The sequence below is a fragment of the Streptomyces sp. NPDC026246 genome, assembly GCF_055567995.1.
The window spans coordinates 334,499-350,029 of sequence record NZ_JBVHPJ010000003.1; the positions used below are offsets into that span (position 1 = coordinate 334,499).

Genomic DNA, 15,531 nt, shown 5'->3' on the forward strand with positions numbered 1-15,531 from the left:
TGGACACCATGCCGAACCGACTGGCGCACGAGACGTCCCCCTACCTCCTGCAGCACGCCGACAACCCCGTCGACTGGTGGCCCTGGTCGGAGGAGGCCTTCGCGGAGGCGCGAAGGCGGGACGTGCCCGTGCTGCTCAGCGTCGGGTACAGCAGCTGTCACCGGCGCCAGTGCAAGTGAACGACCAGGTGGTTCTGACCTGGGGCGTTGCCTCTCCCAAGTGGACGCCCGAGCAGTACACTCAGCGTCCGCCAGCACCTGGAGGGAGGCACTCTGGCCGCCGGCGAGTAGGGATGGCTTGAGACCGGAAACACCTCGCAGGTTTGACGTCGGTGTGGGCCGCAGAGCATGTGGCGCACGCGTCAGCGAAGCGATACAAGGAGTCTGGTCTGCGTAAGGTGCCCCGTCTCCCACACACGTCCTACTGGTCGATCCGAGGCAGCCCCGGCATCCCCCCGGAACGTTTCATTTCCTATCCCGATGCTGTTGTCGCTTGACAGAACCTACTGCTCGGCTGGTCCGCGAGAACCCGAGTCGGACGCCTGCTGACTCTACGGCGGAGTTCGACTCGCGCCCCGCGGCCGGGGGTGCCGTACGCCTTCCTGTCGAGGCCTGTTGCTACCGCTCTGTACGGCGCAGGAACTGCAAGCCCAGTACGGCCAGGGCAAGCGTCTGTCCGAGAGACGCGAGCAGGAGCAGGGGCTGAACGACGGGAGAGCACCAGAACGCGGTCGTGCAGACCATGGGCAGGACCAGGTACGTGAACAGGTCCACTGCGCTTTGAAGCCGCTTGCGCACTGTGTGGCCCGCGACGTCGCGGTGGTAGACCTCCCAGCCGAACACCGCGCCGTCGGCGGAGGTGAGCTCCCCCAGGCGGGGTCCCAGCCGGTCGCGGACATAGTCGCCGATCGCCGAGATCTTCTCGTCGTTGGCCAGGTAGGTCCAGCCCAGGATCAGACAGATCGCCGGAACGAAGAGCAGCAGCCGGGACTGTCGGCTCTGGGCGGTGATCGCCACGACCGCGGTGGCTGCGGCGAGCGTGAAGTAGAGCAGGTTGTCGCGAAACCCTATGCGGGTCTTCTGTTCCTCCTTGAGACGGTCGTACTCGGCAAGCAGGACCTTGCTCTCGGTAACGTCGTCCGTGCAGGTCACAGGTGCTCCTCGGCTCGAGTTCAGGATCAGCCGGCGATCTGGAAGGGCGCCAGGCTGTCGGGGCCGTGCCGTTCGATCCAGCTCTTCCCGTCCGCCGCTATCCCCTCCAGGAGGCGGAAGGTGTGGGTGGAGCCGGCCGCGCTGAGGCTGATCTCGGAGATTTCCTGGGGCTTCTCGGTTGGCGCCAGCTGACGGGCTTCGGCGTCCTTGACGCGGATCTTCCTGGCTGGTCCGTTGGCGAGGAGAAGCTCCAGGTCGTAGCCGACGTTGGCGTTCTCCGTCACCTGCACGGAGGTCAGGGCGTCGAACCGGTAGTTGTTCCGCTGCTCGTTCCTGCGCGTCGCGTCGGAGAAGTCGAACTCGGAGCTGATCTCGCGGATGCCGTCCTGGGTGAACAGGAACAGTCGGAAGACGTAGTGCGAGTACCGCCATGGGCCGCCGCGGACCCGGCCGCGTTTGTAGGAGGGAGCCGGGGCCACCAGGATGGTGTGAGTGATCAGGTCGCGCCAGGTGAGCCGGTGGTGTTGGAGCGCCTCCTCGACGAACGACGTCTTGTCGCAGGCGAGCCAAGTCTCCATCTCCTGTTCGCTGGGCCGCTTGTCGTCCAGGAAGGACTGCCAGCGCTGGTAGGCGCTCTGCCGTGCGGCCAGTTGTTCCAGGTACTCCCGATTCTCCCGGTCCAGTCGGTGCTCCTCACGCCGTACCTCCAGCCAACGCGAAGCGGCTGCGTGCCCGGACCAGGCCGCACCGAGCACGGCTAGGAACGCCCACAGAACCTGCTGCCGGGCGGCACCGGTGACCGCTGTGGCGAACGCGGCCAGAGCCGCCGTGCCGAGAACGGCGAGGGCTGCCACGGTCAGGGCCTTAGTCCCGCCCGGAGTCCGGTCCTGGTGGTGCTGATCGAACAGGGTGCCGCTGTTGTAGCGATTCCGGGCATCCTCGGCGAGGTACCGGATCAGCCATTCGACCCGCTCCACACCGATCCGGCTCTCCCGGTAGAGATCCGCGATCTCGGCGGCGAGGCCGCTGCGGATCTGATCCGTGTGGGCGAGCCAGGCGTCCGAGGTGAACCCATGGGGCCTGCGCCTGCTGAAGTAGTGGTCGAACGAATGGCGGACGCGCTTGGTGAACCTGTTCTCGGCGGAGTCCGCATCGGAGTTGGGTACGGAGTCCGGGCCGGGTGCGGAGCCGGAGGCAGGATCGCGTGGGTGGGGGGCGCGCGCCCCGGCCGCGAGGCCCGGCCCGGGCCACCGGCCCCACCAGCGGACGCCGAAGCGGGCCGCGGTCAGGCCCGCGCCGAGTGCCACCGTCAACTCGATGATCGCCTGAGCCGGATCCGTGATCAGCGCCAGAGCCCAGAGGAGCGCACTGCTGACGACGAACAGGACCGCGCGGAGGGGGAGGGCCGCCTTGGCGGCGGCAGCGGTGCTCGGGCGGGGCGGAACGGCCCGTGCCCCGATGGGGGTGGGTGCGAAGTAGGTCCAGACCCGCTGGCCCCGGTCGTTGGCGAAGCGTTCTGCCTTGGCGCGTTCAAGGGTTTCCGCCCACAGGTAGTCCTTCAGGCCTCCGGTGAGCATGAGGTCGAGGTGGCGGAGGATCGCGTCGTGCTGGCGCTGCGGCAGGTCCTGCAACTGCTTCAGCACGCGTCCGGTCTCGCTGTTGGCCGTGCTGAGCGCCGCCAACAGGTCGAAGGTGACGCGTAGGGCTTCCGTCCACTCGTCCTCGGCGTAGTCCCGCACGCGTCCGGCGGTGTAGCGCAACCGCTGAACCTCTTCGTCGCTCAGGTCGTGGTGGGTACGTCCGCTGAGCATGGCCAGCACCCAATGGAAGCGCACCTCCGTGCCGTCGTGGCCGTGGGCGATCGCATCAGTGATCATTTCCCGGGCGCGACTGGGGACGCCGTCCTCCAGGAGTCGCACGCCGACCCGGTACTTCTCCTGCGGCGAGGCGTCCGGGTGGACGATGTAGACGTGGGAGTCGTGGACGGTCTCGGCCTGAATCCCGACGGTGGAGTATGCGGCCGAGTTGTACGAATCCGAGCTGTACGTGGCACTGTCGTCGCGGCTCATGCCAGGCCACCACCGGCCGCAGCGACCAGGGGTGCCAACGCGGCGACCAGCGCGGGGCATTCCGCGACCAGTCCACGCAGCCTCTTGAGCGCAAGGACGGTCTGCTTCGACGACCCAGGGGCACGCTCTCCGGCCGACCGGAGAGAGGATTCCAGATCGGTCAGGGCCGCCTGGTAACTGTCCTCGTCGAGCACGCCCTCGGCACGGTGCCACCTCAGCTGGTCACGGAACCCGTTCAGTTCCGTGACCAGGTCCGTCGGACCGGATGCCTTCGGGGCCGTGCCCATGTGGACATTGCTGCCCGTGACCGAGCTGGCCATGATGCCGACGGTGCTGTTGTGAGCGGTGTTGACGACCCCCCGGTCCAATCGCTCGACCGATCGGTCCCTGTCGTCCCGGGTCATCGCGGACTGCATGGCGGACTCCCCCTGCTCGTTCACCAGTTCCACTGCCAGGCGGAGGGCGAAAGCCGCCGCGTTCGCCGCGGCCCGAGGCTGCCAGTTGCGGTCGTCCGAACTGTTCTTCGTGCCGTCCGCCCGGTCGCTTATTCCCCGGACGATGACCACGGGAGCTCCGCTGAGATGGCCGGCCTGGGCCACACCGGCGGCCTCCATCTCGATGGCGAGCGCATCGTTGTAGTGCTGCCGGATCCACTTCGCCTCGGCCGAGATCCTCGAGTTCTGGACTATCTCGCCGGCGGCGACAGCCCCGAAACGCACCTGCGGTCGGTCCTCGTGACCAGGCGGGGGATCCGCCCAATCGTCCAGACGGGCCAGGTGCGAGGCGAGCTGGCTGATACCGTGCGGCGCTTCCCACACCCGGGGGCGGGCTTTGAGCCCATCGTCCTCGCTGGTGCCGCCGTGGTAGGCGTACACATGAGACGCCACCACCACGTCACCCAGCCTCGTGGCATCCCACAGGGCGCCGGCGACCCCGACGAACAGCACGACCGCGGGCGAGAACTGTTGGATCGCGCGCTCCGCGATCACCGCGGAGGACTGGTTTCCCTTGCTCGTCAGCCCGAGCGCGACACGGCACGACGTGCCCTTCACAACGCCCACTTCAAACCGGGTACCACTCTTGTGGAGATGTAATCGAAGATCCACCAGCCTCTCGCGCACCGACTGGTACTCAAGGTTGAGGGCGGTGAGAATCACCACCAGGTCTTTCGACATCTACTCCTCTTCCCCTGTCGTGTGGGGTCGGATCAGCGGTGGGAACAGCACGGTGTTCGGCCCGGCCCGGTACAGCCGCGCGGGCCTCCCCCCTGTGGCCTTGCGGTCCGCGCCCGTGGGAACGATGAATCCCTTCGCGGCCTGGACCTTCCGGTAGAAGTTGCGGGTGTCGAGCGGAGTGCCCCAGACGGCCTCGTACACCTGCTGGAGCTCCGCGATGGTGAAGTTCTCCCCGCAGAAAGCGGTGGCCAGCGCCGAGTACTCGATCTTGGCGCGCGCGCGTTCGATCCCGTCTTCGGCGATGCGGCGGTGGTCGAACGCGAGAACGGTCTCGCCGGACAGGACGGCGTCCGCGGGAATCCACGCGGCCTCGGTGGCATCCGTCCCCGCGACGGGATCGGGCAGCCCCGGTGCGATCGCCAGGTGAGCTACGGAGACGACTCGCCCCCGCGGGTCGCGGCCCGGACTTCCGTACACGGCCAGTTGCTCAAGGTGCACCCAGCCGGAGGTCAGTGCCGTTTCCTCGCTCAGCTCGCGGTGGGCGGCGTCGAGGATCTCCTCGTCATCGTGGTTCAGAAATCCTCCCGGCAGCGCGAGGGCGCCCTGGAAGGGTTCTTCGCCCCGTTCCACCAAGAGCACGTGCAGACGACTCTCCCGCAGCGTCAGGATCACGAGATCGACTGTCAGCAGGACGGGAGGTGGTGACCATGTGTCATCTGACATGCTGTGCAGAGTAGTTCAGATACTGTCACTTGCACAAGAAGTCGGGACGGCGCGATCGATGCACCACTCGCCCCCAAGGGGCCTGGCGTGGCTGAATGGCCGGCGGTCCAGTCGGCGGTTCCGGGGCAGTGGGACCCCGACCCGGCCGAGTGTGGCGGGCTCGGCACGATGTTCCCGTTCTGCTACCAGTCGGGTACTCTGCGTGTCACTAGCGAGGGCGTGTGAGTCGTCGGCCAGCAGAACACGGCAGGCTCTCCCCGGGGGCCAAAACGATCTCGTCGAGCGCGACACCGCGGACAACGTGATGCTGATCTGCGCCGACGAGCACGACGAGATCGACGCGCCGGAGACCCTCGACGTCTTCACCGTCGAGAAGCTATTCGCGCTCGTGCACGCTCACGAAGACCGGATCAAGCACGTCACCGGCATCGCACCGGACCGTACGACCACTGTGCTGCGGATGATCGGTCAGGTCCGGGGGCAGCAAGTCGAACTGACCCAACAGACAGCGCGTCCGCCGTCCACATCTCGGGCGACCGCGTCCCTCTCTTCCTGGAGTCCTACCCCCGCCATGGAATTGCGATCGAGCTCCGTCACGTACTGGGCGAAGCCACGATCGACCTCCGCGACGTCCCCAGGGAGGACGGGACCAGCGGCGAGTACTACAGCCGGGCGAAGGCCGTGGCCGACAAGAAGCTCAACGAGGGCCCCGGCGAGAACGCACAGGTCGGCACCTGGTTGAAGCTGTCCAGCTTCCCTCCGGACCGCCTACCACGGGTCCGGGACGAGTTGGGGGTCGATACCCAGAGGTCCCCGGTTGCGGACATGTCTCCGCCCGCAGGGCGTCGGAGGCGCCGAGGGTGCGGGCGATTCCTCGTTGCTCACAGGGCCCCGAGGTCGACCGTGACAGGGAATGGCGCGGTGGCCTTCACGGTGCCGGTGAACACCTCGCCGTCCCGGTACGCCCTGGTGGCTGGGTCGAGGACGTAGGTGTAGACGATCGGAACACCGGTGGCGGACTGCTCAATGCGCCAGTAGAAGGGGATGCCGGCCTTGGCGTACTGGTCCACCTTCACGATCCGGTCGGTGGTCTCCGAACCGGGCGATACGACTTCGACGATCAGGAGTACGTGCTCGGGGCGGGTGGGCGTGAGGTCGATGGTCTCCGCCCGGTAGACGGTGACGTCCGGTCGGCGGTTGGTGAGTGGAACGTCCTGCAGGCGGACGTCGAAGTCCGTGTCGGCGTTCCAGTCCGGGCCCGCGGCGGCGTCCAGGGCATTGGCCAAGAGCCGAGCCAGCCGGTTGTGCCGCTTGGAAGCGCTCGGGCTCACGACGACCATCCCGTCCACGATCTCGATGCCGGCGCACTGCTCCTCGGACCAGGAGTCGTACTGTTCCGCGCTGATCTGCGTGTGCATCCACGCGGGCGCCACCATCTCGGCGGTCATGAAGTACCTCCTTCGAGGATGCGGTGCTGCTCGACTCAGCGTACTGCCCGCTTCCAGTCGGGCACCGGCTTTGGGTCGGGGCAGAACCTCCAGCGTCCGCAGGGCGGCCGGGGGTGCAAGAGGGGGGTCCGCATTCACCACGTGATGGCGCATCGATGCAAATCGGCCAAGTAGGGCGAGGGCTTCCGGGTCGAACGGGCAGGACCGTGTCGGCGTGAGAGGCTGGGTCGTATGAACCGGTTGGCTGGTGTGACCTCGCCTTATCTGCTTCAGCATGCCGACAATCCGGTCGATTGGTGGCCGTGGGGGCCGGAGGCATTCGAGGAGGCGAGACGGCGCGATGTACCCGTTCTGTTGTCCGTCGGATACTCCGCGTGCCACTGGTGCCATGTGATGGCGCACGAGTCGTTCGAGGACCAGCGGACCGCCGAGTACCTCAACGCCCACTACGTCAGCGTGAAGGTCGACCGCGAAGAGCGTCCCGACGTCGATGCCGTGTACATGGAGGCCGTGCAGGCCGCGACGGGCCACGGTGGGTGGCCCATGACCGTGTTCCTCACGCCCGAGGCCGAGCCGTTCTACTTCGGTACGTACTTCCCGCCCGAGCCCCGGCAGGGCATGCCCTCGTTCCGGCAGGTGCTGCAGGGTGTCAGCCAGGCGTGGGAGGAGCGGCGGGACGAGGTCACCGAGGTGGCCGGGAAGATCGTCCGGGACCTGGCCGGGCGGGAGATCTCCTACGGGGACGCGCAGACGCCGGGGGAGCAGGAGCCGGCACAGGCGCTGCTCGGGCTGACCCGGGAGTACGACGCGCAGCGCGGCGGGTTCGGCGGGGCGCCGAAGTTCCCGCCGTCGATGGTGCTGGAGTTCCTGCTGCGCCACCACGCCCGCACCGGCGCCGAGGGCGCCCTGGAGATGGCGGCCGACACCTGTGAGCGGATGGCCCGCGGCGGCATCTACGACCAGCTCGGCGGCGGCTTCGCCCGCTACTCCGTCGACCGCGACTGGATCGTGCCGCACTTCGAGAAGATGCTGTACGACAACGCCCTGCTGTGCCGGGTCTACGCCCACCTGTGGCGTGCCACGGGCTCGGAGCTGGCCCGGCGGGTCGCGCTGGAGACGGCCGACTTCATGGTGCGCGAACTGCGCACGAACGAGGGCGGGTTCGCCTCCGCGCTGGACGCCGACAGCGACGACGGCACCGGCCGGCACGTCGAGGGCGCGTACTACGTGTGGACGCCGGAGCAGTTGCGCGAGGTGCTGGGGGAGCAGGACGCCGAGGTGGCCGTCCGGTACTTCGGCGTGACCGAGGAGGGCACGTTCGAGCACGGTCAGTCCGTGCTGCAACTGCCCGTGCAGGACGGACTGTTCGACGCGGAGCGGATCGCATCGATCCGCGAGCGGCTGCTGGCGGCGCGGGCGGAGCGCCCGGCGCCCGGCCGGGACGACAAGGTCGTCGCCGCGTGGAACGGGCTCGCGATCGCCGCGCTGGCCGAGACGGGTGCCTACTTCGACCGGCCGGACCTGGTCGAGGCCGCCGTGGCCGCCGCCGATCTCCTGGTGCGGCTGCACCTGGACGAGCAGGCGCGTCTGACGCGTACCAGCAAGGACGGGCACGCGGGTGCCAACGCCGGTGTCCTGGAGGACTACGCGGACGTGGCGGAGGGCTTCCTGGCGCTGGCGTCGGTCACCGGCGAGGGGGTGTGGCTGGAGTTCGCCGGGTTCCTGCTCGACCATGTCCTGGCCCGGTTCACGGACCCCGAGTCGGGTTCGCTGTTCGACACGGCCGCCGACGCCGAGCGGCTGATCCGGCGGCCGCAGGACCCGACCGACAACGCCACGCCGTCCGGCTGGAGCGCGGCGGCGGGTGCCCTGCTGAGCTACGCCGCGCACACGGGTTCCGTGCCGCACCGCACGGCCGCGGAGAAGGCTTTGGGCGTGGTGAAGGCGCTGGGGCCGCGTGTGCCCCGGTTCATCGGCTGGGGGCTCGCCGTCGCGGAGGCCGTGCTGGACGGTCCGCGCGAGGTGGCGATCGTGGGGCCGTCGCTGGACGACGCGGGCACGAGGGCCCTGCACCGCACGGCGCTCCTGGGGACGGCGCCGGGTGCGGTCGTCGCCGTGGGCGTGCCGGGCAGTGCGGAGTTCCCGCTGCTCGGCGACCGTCCGCTGGTCGGTGGTGAACCATCCGCCTATGTCTGCCGTAACTTCACATGTGACGCACCGACGACGGAAGTTGAACGGTTGCGTGCGGTGCTGAGCGACTGAAGTCGGGAATCAACGGAAACACGCTCTTTATCGGAACAGCCCCCGGGCTTCACAGTTCCCCCCTAATCTCTGCACGGTGACGTGACGGGTAAGGGCCGCATCGGCACACCGTCACGACGGGGGCTTAGGGATCTGGGGGGATCTGCTTGCTGACGTCTGTCTTCATCGCTGCCGTTTCGCTGGCTCTGTTCTGGATGGCGGCGTTCACCTTGTGGTGGCAGATGCACGCCTGGCGCACGCCGGAAGTGCTCGCCTCCACGCGGTTCAGCAGTCCGGACGGGGACGAGCACGTCTCGTTCTCGCTGCTGCTGCCGGCGCGGCACGAACAGGCGGTGCTGGACCACACCATCCAGCGGCTGCTGGAGTCGAGCCACACCGACTTCGAGATCATCGTGATCGTCGGGCACGACGACCCGGAGACCACCGCCGTGGCCGAACGCGCCGCGGCGCGTGACCCACGGGTCCGGGTCGTCGTCGACACCCACGAGAAGAAGAACAAGCCGAAGGCCATGAACACGGCGCTGCCGCACTGCCGCGGCGACGTCGTCGGCGTCTTCGACGCGGAGGACCAGGTCCATCCCGAGCTGCTCGCCCACGTCGACCACGCCTTCCGCACCACCGGCGCCGACGTCGTGCAGGGCGGGGTGCAGCTGATCAACTTCCACTCCAGCTGGTACAGCCTGCGCAACTGCCTGGAGTACTTCTTCTGGTTCCGCTCACGGCTCCACCTGCACGCGCAGAAAGGTTTCATTCCGCTCGGCGGCAACACGGTCTTCGTCCGCACCGACGTCCTGCGGCAGGCGGACGGCTGGGACCCGGACTGCCTCGCCGAGGACTGCGACCTCGGGGTGCGCCTGTCCAGCGTCGGCAAGAAGGTCGTCGTCGCCTACGACTCCGACATGGTGACCCGCGAGGAGACCCCGGGCTCGCTGATGTCCCTGCTGAAGCAGCGCACCCGCTGGAACCAGGGCTTCCTCCAGGTGTACCGGAAGAAGGACTGGAAGCAGCTGCCCACCCTCGGGCAGCGGCTGCTGGCCCGCTACACCCTGATGACGCCGTTCATGCAGGCCTTCACGGGCCTGATCATCCCGCTGAACGTGGCGATCGCGCTCTTCCTCGACGTACCCGTCGGGATCGCCTTCATCACCTTCCTGCCGGCCGTCACCGCCCTGGTGACCTTCGTGTTCGAGATCGTCGGACTGCACGACTTCGGCAGGCAGTACGGGCTGCGCGTACGCCTCGTGCACTACCTGAAGCTGGTCGTGGGCGGTCCCTTCTACCAGGTCCTCCTCGCCGGCGCGGCCCTGCGCGCGGTCTGGCGCGAGCAGCGCGGCCGCAACGACTGGGAGCTGACCAGCCATGTCGGGGCGCATCTCGACGAGACGGCCGTGACCCGGCCGGACGTGACCCGAGAGGACGTTCCCGCGTGACCTCCACCCTTCCCGCGGCGGCCTCCGCGAAGGTCCCCGCACAGCGCCGGCCCGCGCCCGGCACCACCGCGCACCGTCGTCCCGAGCCGCCGGGCCGGCTGCGTTCCTCACGGCCCGACCTGCTCCTGTGCGGGGTGCTGCTGCTGGCGATCCTCGTCGTGCAGGGCTGGAACATCGCCGACTACCCCGCCCTCAGCGACGACGAGGGCACCTATCTCGCCCAGGCCTGGTCGGTGCAGCAGGGCGACGGCCTGGCCCACTACACCTACTGGTACGACCATCCGCCGCTCGGCTGGATCCAGATAGCCCTGCTGACCTGGATCCCGGCGCTGATCAGCCCCGAGTCGATGACGGTGGGCACCATGCGCGCCGCGATGCTGGTGATCAGCGGCATCAGCGCGGTCCTGGTCTACGTGCTCGGCCGCAGGCTGGCCCTGCCCCGCTGGGCGGCCGGGCTCGGCATGGCGCTGTTCGGCCTGTCCCCGCTGTCGGTGGTCCTCCAGCGGGAGATCTTCCTCGACAACCTCGCGGTGATGTGGACGCTGCTGGCGTTCACCCTGGCCGCCTCCCCGAACCGCCACCTGTGGCACCACTTCGGCGCGGGCATCGCGGCCGCCACGGCCGTGCTGACCAAGGAGACGATGCTCGTCGTCCTGCCGGCCCTGTTCCTCACCATGTGGCGGCACAGCCACCGCGACACCCGCAAGTTCGCCCTCACCGGCGCGGTGACGGCCTGCGCCCTGATCGGCTTCTCGTACCCGCTGTTCGCCCTGCTCAAGGGCGAGCTGCTGCCGGGCGCCGGGCACGTCTCCCTCTGGGACGGCGTCACGTACCAGATGACCCGCCCCGGTTCGGGCTTCATCCTCGACCAGGGCTCCGGCTCCTGGGGCGTGCTCCAGTCGTGGCTGTACTACGACAAGATCCTCCCCCTGGGCGGCCTCGCGGGCGCGCTGCTGCTCCTGGTCACCTGGCGCTGGTCGGTCACCGCCCGCGCCCTGGCCGGACCCGCCCTGGCGGTGGCGATCTTCGCCGCGCTGGCCCTGCGGCCCAACGGCTACCTGCCCGCGATGTACGTCATCCAGGCCCTGCCGTTCCTCGCCCTGGTGCTGGCCGGAGGGACCGCCTCCGTCGCCCACGCGGTGCTCAGGCGCCGCCGCTCCGAGGCGGAGAAGCGGCACATCCGCGTGGGCCGCTACGCGCTCGCCACCGTCCTCGCCCTGGCCGCCGGCGCCTATGTGGTGCCCCGCTGGTACGACGGCGCGCACACGGCCGTCACCACCGACGCCAACGCCCCCTACCGGGCGGCCTCCGCGTGGCTGGCCACCGAGGTCGAGGACCCGGAGCGCACCCGCGTGCTGGTCGACGACGCCCTGTGGCTGGACCTGGTGCACCAGGGCTACCGGCCCGGGCTCGGCGTCATCTGGTTCTACAAGGCCGACCTCGACCCGGCGGTGACGAAGACGATGCCGCGCGGCTGGAAGGACCTGGACTACGTCGTGGCCTCGCCCACCGTGCGGCGGGACGCGGCCGACCTGCCCAACGTCAAGGCCGCCATGGAGCACTCGGACCCGGTCGCCACCTTCGGCACCGGCGAGGACCGCATCGAGATCCGCCGCATCCACACGTCCGCCGGAGGCGCGCGATGAGCCAGGAGTACACCGCCCCCCGCGAGGTCGTCGAGACCGCCGAGGTCCCCGAACCGGGCGCCGTCACCATCGTCGTACCGACGTTCAACGAGTCCGCCAACGTGCGGCAGTTGCTGCGCCTGATCACCGACTCGGTACCGGCCCGGCTGCCCTGCGAGGTGGTGTTCGTCGACGACTCCACCGACGACACGCCCGCGGTCGTCGAGCAGGCGGCGCAGGACTGCCCGTTCCCCGTGACGGTGCTGCACCGCGAGGAGCCGGCCGGCGGGCTCGGGGGTGCGGTCGTCGAAGGACTGAAGGCGGCCACGTCCGACTGGATCGTCGTCATGGACGGCGACTGCCAGCACCCGCCGTCCCTCGTGCCCGACCTGGTCGCCACGGGCGAACGGGCCAACGCGGGACTGGTCGTGGCCTCCCGGTACATCAAGGGCGGCAGCCGGGCCGGGCTCGCGGGCGGCTACCGCATCGCCGTCTCGCGCGGGGCGACCTGGCTGACCAAGGCGCTGTTCCCGCGGCGGCTGCACGGCATCAGCGACCCGATGAGCGGCTTCTTCGCCATCCGCCGCAGCGCGGTCACCGCCGAGGTCCTCCAGCCGCTCGGCTACAAGATCCTCCTCGAACTCGCCGTGCGCAGCAGGCCCCGCACGGTCACCGAGGTGCCGTTCGTCTTCCAGGACCGCTTCGCGGGGGAGTCGAAGTCGACCGCGCGGGAGGGGATGCGCTTCCTGCGCCACCTGGCCGGGCTGCGCGCCGCCTCACCGGTCGCGCGGATGGTGGGCTTCGGCCTGATCGGGCTGACCGGCTTCGTGCCGAACCTGCTGGGGCTGTGGGCCCTGACCGCGCTCGGCATGCACTACGTACCGGCGGAGGTCCTCGCCAACCAGCTCGGCGTCGCCTGGAACTTCCTGCTCATCGAGCACCTGCTGTTCCGCGAGCGGCGCCGGCACCGGCGCTGGTGGGACCGGGCCGGGCGGTTCGCCCTGCTGGCCAACGCCGACCTGGCCCTGCGCATCCCGCTGATCGCCCTGTTCGTGCACCGGCTGCACCTGGGCGTGCTGTCCGCCACCGCGCTCGCGCTGGTGACGACGTTCGTCCTGCGCTTCGCGGCGACCGAAGCGCTGGTCTACCTGCCGCGCCGGGGACGTGAGAAGCCCGCGCGCGACGAACGCACCGCAAGGAGAGCCGCGTGAACCTCCGTCGCAGAACGACCGCACTGCTGTCCGTGGCCGGCCTCACCGCGGGTCTGCTGCTGACCGCGCCCCAGACCGCGTCGGCCGCCAACCTGATCAAGAACCCCGGCTTCGAGACCGCCGGCAGCGGCGACATGCCGTACTGCTGGGAGAGGTCCGGCTGGGGCGACAACGACTTCACCTTCACCACCACCGCCGACGGGCACACCGGCACCAAGGCCATGAAGGTCGAACTGACCCGGCGCGTCGACGGCGACCGCAAGGCCCTGATCACCGAGTCGGCGGCCTGCGCCCCGGTGGTGACGCCGGGCAGGCAGTACGACCTGGGCCTCTGGTACAAGACGACCACGCCCGACGCGGCGATCACCCTGTTCCGGCACGACACCACGGCCGGCTGGCAGTACTGGACCGACCTCAAGACCCTGGACATGGCGGGCGAGTGGACCGAGGCCACGGTCCGCACCCCCGAGGTCCCGGCCGGTACCGACCGCATCTCCTGGGGCGTGTCGGTCTACGGCACCGGCTCGGCCACCACCGACGACTACACGATGGACCAGGTGCCCGACCCGGTCCTGCCGCCGCAGTGCACCGGCACGGCGGAGCAGTGCGCGAACGGCAAGTGGGACGTGCTGCCCACCCAGAACCCGGTCCGCTCCATGCACTCCGTCGTCCTGCACAACGGCAAGGTGCTGCTGATCGCCGGCTCGGGCAACGACGAGTCGATGTTCGAGGCGGGCACCTTCACCTCGGCGGTCTACGACCCGGCGAACGGCTCCTACAGGATCGTCCCGACACCGAAGGACATGTTCTGCGCCGGGCACGTCCAGCTCCAGGACGGCCGGGTGCTGGTGATGTCCGGCAACAAGGGCTACCCGACCGCGGACGGCCGCATCGGCTACCAGGGGTACAAGGACTCGTACGTCTTCGACCCGGAGACCGAGACCTACACGAAGACCAACGACATGAACGACGGCCACTGGTACCCCTCGGCCACGGTCCTCGGCAACGGCGACGTCATCTCCTTCGGCGGCCTGCGCGAGGACTCCACCGGCTCGGTCGCCGCCGAGCTGTTCTCCGAGGCCGAGCAGCAGTGGCAGCCGCTGTGGAAGGTCAACCAGACCTGGTCGTACTGGGGCCTGTACCCGTCGATGATCCTGATGCAGGACGGCCGCCTGTTCTACTCGGGCAGCCACGTCTTCGGCAACAACATCCCCGGTACCGGCTCGGCGATCTACGACTACGCCGCCAACACGATCACGCAGGTCCCGGGCCTGCGGAAGAAGGACGAGCGCGACCAGTCGGCCAGCGTGCTGCTGCCCCCGGCGCAGGACCAGAAGGTCCTCACCCTCGGCGGCGGCAACATCGACTCCAACCCGCAGGCCAACCGCCTGACCGACATCATCGACCTCAAGCAGCCGAACCCGTCGTACGTGGCCGGCCCGCCGATCCCGCAGGGCACGGTCGACCTGGGCAACGGGCCCGTCCCGCAGACCGGGGACCAGGGGAAGATGTACGTCTCCGCGGTGCTCCTGCCGGACGGCAAGGTCCTGGAGACGGGCGGTGCCCTCCACAACCGCGCCGACCCGGTCTACGAGACGTCGCTCTTCGACCCGGTGACGGAGACCTTCGACCCGGTGGCCGTCGACCCCGAGGCGCGCGGCTACCACTCCTCGGCGTTCCTGCTGCCCGACGGCCGCGTGATGACCACCGGCGACAACCCGGGCAACGGCTCCTGGAACCACGACGTGTCGGTCTACAGCCCGCCCTACCTGTTCAAGGGCCCGCGCCCGCAGATCACGTCGGTCATCGACACCGAGTGGACCTACGGCGACACCCAGCGCATCACGGTCGACCGGCCCATCGCCAAGGCCGAGTTGATCCGCCCGGCCGCGGTCACGCACTCCTCCGATCCGAACCAGCGGTTCGTGGACCTGCCGCTGTCGGTCGACGGCGACAACGTCGACCTGAACGTGACGAGCAACCCCGACCTGGCCCCGCCCGGCTGGTACATGCTCTTCGCGGTCGACGCCAACGGCGTGCCGTCCGTGGCGAAATGGGTGCACCTGCAAGGTCCGCAGGCCCTGAAGGCGACGGACGCCTCGGCCCACGTCCACGACTTCGCGGACGCGCCGAAGGGCAAGGTGACGGGCCCGGGCAGGAAGCGCACCTCGCAGAAGGTCGGCCCGGCGGTCTCCGGCTGCGACCGGCACTACGGCTCGATCAACGTCTGCGTGCCGACGCGCTTCCCGGCGGAGGTGAAGAAGACGGCGGCGGCCCGCTGCGACTGGCTCGAGAAGAACGACTACGGCCGCCTGGAGGTCAACGGCAGGGACGACCCCCTGGGCCTGGACCGGAACAAGGACGGCGTCGCCTGCGGCAAGGGGGACCTGGTCAGGCGCTAGGGGCGGCACGCCCCCTCAGGGGCGCGGGAAACCGC

At 69.4% G+C, this 15,531-nt stretch carries 10 protein-coding genes and 1 pseudogene; 6 read left to right on the top strand and 5 right to left on the bottom strand.

Annotated features, from left to right (window positions below):
• Window positions 1–8: 8 nt before the first annotated feature.
• A pseudogene (locus ACZ4M5_RS09715) lies at window positions 9–161 on the top strand (DUF255 domain-containing protein); the annotation flags it as partial.
• Between the two features lie 456 nt (window positions 162–617).
• On the opposite strand, the gene ACZ4M5_RS09720 reads toward ACZ4M5_RS09715, so the two are convergent.
• From ACZ4M5_RS09720 to ACZ4M5_RS09740, 5 genes are all read right to left on the bottom strand, one after another.
• Window positions 618–1,151 carry a hypothetical protein gene (locus ACZ4M5_RS09720; RefSeq protein WP_467734790.1) on the bottom strand — a complete coding sequence of 178 codons (534 nt, stop codon included), beginning with the start codon at window positions 1,149–1,151 and terminating at the stop codon, window positions 618–620.
• Between the two features lie 26 nt (window positions 1,152–1,177).
• Window positions 1,178–3,220, bottom strand: a complete 2,043-nt coding sequence (locus tag ACZ4M5_RS09725; protein WP_467734792.1) for a hypothetical protein — start codon at window positions 3,218–3,220, stop codon at window positions 1,178–1,180.
• Window positions 3,217–4,395: a 5'-methylthioadenosine/S-adenosylhomocysteine nucleosidase family protein gene (locus ACZ4M5_RS09730; protein WP_467734794.1), complete on the bottom strand. Its 1,179-nt coding sequence runs from the start codon at window positions 4,393–4,395 to the stop codon at window positions 3,217–3,219. Before ACZ4M5_RS09730 ends, ACZ4M5_RS09725 begins: the two co-directional genes overlap by 4 nt.
• Window positions 4,396–5,118, bottom strand: a complete 723-nt coding sequence (locus ACZ4M5_RS09735) for an NUDIX hydrolase (RefSeq protein WP_467734796.1) — start codon at window positions 5,116–5,118, stop codon at window positions 4,396–4,398.
• Window positions 5,119–5,999: 881 nt separating this feature from the next.
• Entirely contained in the window at window positions 6,000–6,566 is a 567-nt protein-coding gene (locus ACZ4M5_RS09740) for a Uma2 family endonuclease (RefSeq protein ID WP_467734798.1), read from the bottom strand.
• Between the two features lie 231 nt (window positions 6,567–6,797).
• Here ACZ4M5_RS09740 and ACZ4M5_RS09745 point away from each other — a divergent pair, with 231 nt between their 5' ends.
• From ACZ4M5_RS09745 to ACZ4M5_RS09765, 5 genes are all read left to right on the top strand, one after another.
• Complete coding sequence (locus ACZ4M5_RS09745) at window positions 6,798–8,828, top strand: thioredoxin domain-containing protein (RefSeq protein ID WP_467734800.1); 2,031 nt, start codon at window positions 6,798–6,800, stop codon at window positions 8,826–8,828.
• Window positions 8,829–8,974: 146 nt separating this feature from the next.
• Entirely contained in the window at window positions 8,975–10,258 is a 1,284-nt protein-coding gene (locus tag ACZ4M5_RS09750) for a glycosyltransferase (RefSeq protein WP_467734802.1), read from the top strand.
• The gene (locus tag ACZ4M5_RS09755; protein WP_467734804.1) at window positions 10,255–11,904 is read left to right on the top strand and encodes an ArnT family glycosyltransferase; all 1,650 of its coding nucleotides are present in this window, start codon (window positions 10,255–10,257) and stop codon (window positions 11,902–11,904) included. The genes ACZ4M5_RS09750 and ACZ4M5_RS09755 overlap by 4 nt, the downstream gene beginning before the upstream one ends.
• Window positions 11,901–13,094, top strand: coding sequence for a glycosyltransferase (locus tag ACZ4M5_RS09760; protein ID WP_467734806.1), 1,194 nt, complete (start codon window positions 11,901–11,903; stop codon window positions 13,092–13,094). Before ACZ4M5_RS09755 ends, ACZ4M5_RS09760 begins: the two co-directional genes overlap by 4 nt.
• Window positions 13,091–15,496 carry a galactose oxidase-like domain-containing protein gene (locus ACZ4M5_RS09765; RefSeq protein ID WP_467734808.1) on the top strand — a complete coding sequence of 802 codons (2,406 nt, stop codon included), beginning with the start codon at window positions 13,091–13,093 and terminating at the stop codon, window positions 15,494–15,496. Before ACZ4M5_RS09760 ends, ACZ4M5_RS09765 begins: the two co-directional genes overlap by 4 nt.
• Window positions 15,497–15,531: the final 35 nt, after the last annotated feature.